Genomic DNA, 5,441 nt, shown 5'->3' with positions numbered 1-5,441 from the left:
CAACACATCGTGAGATCTACGCCCTCTTGGGTGTCAGAGATCCCTTAAAGAGAATCAAGACCACTGCGGCCCATTTGTAGTGTCCAAGCCAACCCCTACTAGCCCATCTACCTGGATAGATGTGGGGTTGTTGCGAAAGTTGGGCTAGCGTTGCTGCAACAACCGCCCAAGCGTCGCTCACGATGTGAACCTTGCCTGAGCGATTTGCCCAGGAAGCAGTCCTTTTGCGATAGACATACCGCTTCCGACCAGAAGGGTGTACACACCTGGATCCGTATGGACACTAGCGTGACCCGACGGTCTACTCCGTTCGTCGGCGTTACAATGACCGGAGCGTTCAGGGAGCTCATGCACTGCCCCCACCGGTCGAACCAAAGACGACCACGGCATCTGAAAGAACGCTCGCGTCCAGCTTACCAAACTCAACCTGGGGAATCTTGACGTACGTCCAAGTAGTTTCGGTCAAGAGGGTAGCGTTCTCACACCAGATCGCTGCGGCCCGGTCTTTGTGCACGACATCGATGTTCTCCTGGCCCTTCGTTTCGATCAGGTAATGGACGCCATCGCGATCCACAGCGACGAAGTCCGGCTCGTAGTAGCGGAGGTTTGTGGCGCTGTCGGTGTATTCGATCGTGAATCCGAACCGCTTGGGCAACTTGGCAAATGACGCAACGTCGGGGGCGTTTTGGAGGAAGCGAGCAAACTCCCTCTCGAAGTCGTTGTCGGTAGCGACCAGGTTGAAGACCGTCTTGCTTGCCTCAAAAGTAGGTCGGGAGAAGGGGAACGGTTCGGTTTCGGAGAGTGCCCGGCCAGGATGCTCCAGAGTGGGAGATAGTTCCTCGACGACAAGCGCTCGTAGTACCGATGCAAAGGTCTTGACTGTGAGATACTGCGCCACGCTTGTCGCGATGGCTCGGATGATCGTCTTGTCGGCGAGATCGACGGTCTCGCCGAACGCCCAGTCCCGGAGGAATTCCCGGACTTTCGGGACGAGCACGGCGAATTGTGACGGGAGCTTGACGTCCTGGGCGATCCGCTTGGCATAATAGGAAATGACTTCCTCTGCGGTCTGCGGCTCGGGGATCGTGTATTCCCGTTCGACGAGTTTCTGCAAGCTGATGATGTCGTAGCCCTCGAAGTGGAACTGGTTTTCCACCGCGTCCCCCTCTTTTTTCGGGAGCCTCGGACAGGTGAGCTTTGAGACGTCGATCCCCGTGATCTCCTCGGCAAGGGTCTTCTTCCGGGAGAGAATCGGGCTGAGTACGGGAACCATTATGTCGTGTGCCATCTTCTCCGGGTCAGGAGAGATGGTCGTAATGACCACGGGGTCCTTCAGATCGAAAGTGTCGAGAGTAATGTCCTCGTCCTTCTCTAGCTGCTCAACGAACTTGAGGAAGGCGGGGTTCCCGATCACGTCGACTCGCTCGATGTAGGAAGACGAGCTGAAACCGAACATGAGGCGTAATCCTCGACCGATAGTCTGCTCTGGGAGGATGTTCGCCTTAGACGTGTACGGTCGGAGGCCGACGATAACCGTCACGTTCTGCACATCCCAGCCTTCACGGAGCATGAGCACACTCACGATCGCGTTGACGGGACTACTCCCCTCGTCCACCCGCCGGGCGACGTCCCGCGCTGCATCGAGGTCTTTTTTCGAGACATCCCCACTACGGTCGGTGTGGATCACGAGGAGCTGCGCCTCGCCACTATCGGTTACGCCGAACTCGGCCGGGTACTTGACCCGGAGGTAGTCGCCGACGTCGTCAGCTTCAGCAGTGCTGTTGAGCATGACGAAGAGCACCGGCTTCTTTCCAAGCGGCTGGAGCTGCACGCGGTACTCCCGCCAGCGCTCCACCCCAGCCGTGAGGTAACCTTGATACTTAACGCTACCGACATCAGAGCGTGCTTCGTTCATCCCCGTGGTGACGCCCTTCATCGGACGTTTCACTACTCTGTCGATGATCGCCTGCTTGAGCGGGTAGTCGAATACCGTCCACGTGAACAGCCCACCGTTCTGGTACCGAGGGGTCGCCGAGAAGTCGAGCTGGGCGACGAGCCCTGCGGGGCTGTAGTCGTGGATGCGGCGGATGATTCTGCTCCACTCGCTCTCTTCGTCATGCACGTGGTGGCCTTCGTCGTTGATGACGAGGCACGGGGTGTCACGGCGCGCGATCCGCTCGTCGAAGTCCTCGACGACCGTCATTGCGGCGGGCGGGATCGGGCCTAGGACGGCGGTCATCACGTCGGGCTCATCGGAATTGGTCGTCCCACCTCGTTCGTAGAACTGTTGGATGTTCGTCAGGTAGAGCGCGCCCTGCGAGCTTGCTCGCTCGGGCTCACCCCGCATGTAGAAGTCCATATCCCAGAAACTGCGCAGCTTTGGAGGGATAATCGGGTCGGTGCGGAATACACTACCGCTACCGAAGTCCGAGCGGAGTCGCTCGAAGACGATGACGTTGGGCGCGACGATGAGAAACGTCTTCGCGTAGTCGTCACGGCCTTCAGCTACTGCGTTGAAGTACTGCCAGGCGACGGTTAGGGCCATCACCTTTGTTTTACCACTTCCGGTCGCCATCTTGATGGCGTAGCGGGCGAAGTCGTCGTACTGGAGGACGTGGATCCCGGGTACCTTGGCGAAGCGCTCGACGAGGTCTCGGTGACGGCGGACCTGCTGAACCTCGTAGAGCCAGACCAGCGTCTCCAGCGCTTCGCGCTGCGCGTAGTAGTACTGGAAGAAGCCACCGTCTGGGAGCCGGTGATCTGTCTCGAACCAGAAGTCGAAGAGCGTCTTCGTCGTGTCGGTGGCACCCTTGTACTTCGCGTGCCGCCACTCGCGGACGGCCTTGCGGATTTCAGGGACACACGGTGCCGTCGTCACCCGGGCGGTAAGGAGTTCTCCCTGTTCTCCTTGCGGTTCGTATGCTTTACGCGCCACGGCTAACAACCTTTACCGAGAGCGTCTTCGTCGTGTCGTTGCCGAGGATGTCGATTACCTTGACCACAACCTTATAGTCACCTGGCTCCGTGTACTCGTGCGTCGTAGTCAGAGAGAGGTCTTTCGACTTCCGTGTCCGGTACGCCTGCCACTCGTTGTGGAAGGTGTCGTCCTTGTTGTCCCAGTCCACTGCCCAGTAGTCAATCCACTGCGACCAGTGGGTAACGGCCTTCTGGACATCTGCCGGGACGTCATCGAGCGGGATCACGAAGTCCTCAAGCGTCAGCGTGACCTCGCGAGCAGACTGCTTGAGGCCCACCGAGAGCGCTGCCAGTTCGAAAAAGCGGATGTCACCCTGCTCCACTGCTCGCTTCTCCAGCACTTCCCGAGGGATGCGCACGAGACGAAGGTCGATCCCAGCCTTCTCGGCATCCTGGCGGGCTACTTCGTTCAGCTCGAAGGCGAAGTCCCATCCGAGGAGGTCAACTCCTTTGATGGAGGGCGCGTCCTTCCCCGTCCCAACCGCCTTGCGGAACTCAGTGATGATCTGCTTGACATCGCCGTTCGTCACCGGTGCATCAACCGTACCAACGTGCACCATGCGTCCACTCTTGAGCCCGTGCAGCCAGACGTACCCACTACTGACTGGCGTCGCGTGATAGAGGTCCAGGATGAATGATCGGTAGGCAGCAGTACGCGCTGTTGCCGAATCGCCGAACTCTGCAGCCTGCCAGAGCTGGCGTTCGTACTTGCCAAGGTTTTGGACTACGAAGGGACGCACGTCCGGGATCCCAAGCAAGCGTTTCCGCGTCGTATGGATAGCAAAACGACCGAGGTCACACGCTATCCATCGCCGTCCGCACTTCTCTGCAGTGACGGCGGTGGTACCGCTGCCAGCGAAACAGTCCAGCACGAGTCCACCGGGCGGGCACGAAGAAGAGATAATACGTTCCAGTAGCTTCTCCGGCTTTTGAGTCGGGTACGCGACTCTCTCTTCCGCCATGTTGTTGATTGACGGGATATCCCAGTAGTCAGGGGCTTTCTTCTCAAGCCCACGCATGCGCTGAGAAGTTGCCGGTATACGACTCGCTTCAAAATAATGTCGATCGGGATTTTTCGAATACCAGTACAGGTCATCGTGTTTGCGGGGCCAGTAGCGTGTCGAGCTCCCGCCGAGTCCATAAAGCCATACGACGTTATTAAGGAAGTTACTCTCTCCAAATATCTCGTCCAGTATAAGCTTCACATAGTGACCGAGATGCCAGTCGAGGTGGACGTAGATACTGCCCGTATCTGCGATCAGCTCATGGAGACACAGGAGTGTGTCGTAAATCCAAGCAAGATACCCGTCAATCCCAGCCCCCCAAGTGTCTCGATACGCCTTCTGCTCGATGAGGTTCGGCTCTCTTGTGAAATCTTCGCCATTGACCGCTGTGGAGAAAGAGAAGTCATCTCCGGTAAAAAAGGGAGGGTCGATATAGACGAGATCGACGGCCCCTGCAAAGTTAGCGATTAGTGCGGGTAGGACATACTTCTTGTCACCCCAGATCAGCCGGTTGCGCCATTCGGCATTACGTTCGTCGTTGAAGAATAGCAACCGTTGGCGGTCTTGCGCCGATTCGTTTACGGTCTCAACCGTCTGAAAGGGAAGCTCGACACGAAGAGGGGCGGTGCGCTTACCCGACGCGTCGTATTTGCCGTCCCAAATCAACTCAGGCATCGCTTCAACCTCTGACCGACGTGCGGGCCGATGGTCCCTGCGGTTCCCCGGGCTGCTGCAGAAGTTTGATCACCGAATGTTCATCGAGGACTTCCAAGCGCCAGTTCTTAGCAGTGGTCCCATTGGTCAAATCGTCAAACTCTTTACTGATCGGGTCTGTTTCGATAGATGTTTTTGTTATGATCTCAACCCTTTGCTATTGCAAATAAGTATATCTTAAATGCGGTTCCATTGACCATCATGTGGATCAACTCGCCCTCTCGTACGGAAGTTTGAGATCAGTCAATTAGTCCACAGGAGAGCATCACCAACGCCAGAGTCGCCTGAGCAGAATGAAGCCCGTAGCATCTGGCGATAATGGAGCGGATCTTGGTGTTCAAACCTTCCACCTGTCCGTTGGAAACACCAAGTTCAATTGCGGCCATGATGCCCTCCTTATGGGAACGGATCGTCTTTGACAACCGGACAAAGCTCTGTATCTGAGACCGTGACGCTCGGGAGCAGCAGTGCTCCAAGAGTTTACGTATCTCATCGTCAGTGAGATCGCCAGAAAATACCGCCCGCAGGGATTCTTTCATCTCATATGCCCGCCAGAGCGCTCCACCAGTTCGCTTGATGCGCTTCAGGGTTTCACCCTGGTGTTCGGTTAGATCTCCAGGGTTCCTCAAGAGTCCCCACTGTGCCCCGGCGAACTTACGGGCGTACTCGAGACAAGGAAACCTTCTCATCTGGCGCCAGAGGTCTTTTCTCACCTCTTCCAGAGCCTATGTGCCCAAGTAGGGTCGA

At 57.1% G+C, this 5,441-nt stretch carries 4 protein-coding genes; all 4 read right to left on the bottom strand.

Features of this window, described 5'->3' with window-relative positions; all coding sequences use genetic code 11:
* Window positions 1–16: 16 nt before the first annotated feature.
* On the bottom strand, window positions 17–181 hold the full coding sequence (locus BUA24_RS12680; protein WP_178138829.1) for a hypothetical protein: 165 nt from the start codon (window positions 179–181) through the stop codon (window positions 17–19).
* Window positions 182–346: 165 nt separating this feature from the next.
* Complete coding sequence (locus BUA24_RS11390; RefSeq protein WP_072792688.1) at window positions 347–2,935, bottom strand: DEAD/DEAH box helicase family protein; 2,589 nt, start codon at window positions 2,933–2,935, stop codon at window positions 347–349.
* Window positions 2,925–4,655, bottom strand: coding sequence for a DNA methyltransferase (locus BUA24_RS11385; RefSeq protein WP_072792686.1), 1,731 nt, complete (start codon window positions 4,653–4,655; stop codon window positions 2,925–2,927). The genes BUA24_RS11390 and BUA24_RS11385 overlap by 11 nt, the downstream gene beginning before the upstream one ends.
* A 278-nt stretch (window positions 4,656–4,933) precedes the next feature.
* Entirely contained in the window at window positions 4,934–5,407 is a 474-nt protein-coding gene (locus tag BUA24_RS11380) for a transposase (protein ID WP_072792683.1), read from the bottom strand.
* Window positions 5,408–5,441: the final 34 nt, after the last annotated feature.

Source organism: Ferrithrix thermotolerans DSM 19514 (genome assembly GCF_900128965.1).
GTDB lineage: Bacteria > Actinomycetota > Acidimicrobiia > Acidimicrobiales > Acidimicrobiaceae > Ferrithrix > Ferrithrix thermotolerans.
The sequence above is the reverse complement of the archived record's forward strand: the minus strand, read 5'-3'. Positions and strand labels throughout refer to the sequence as shown.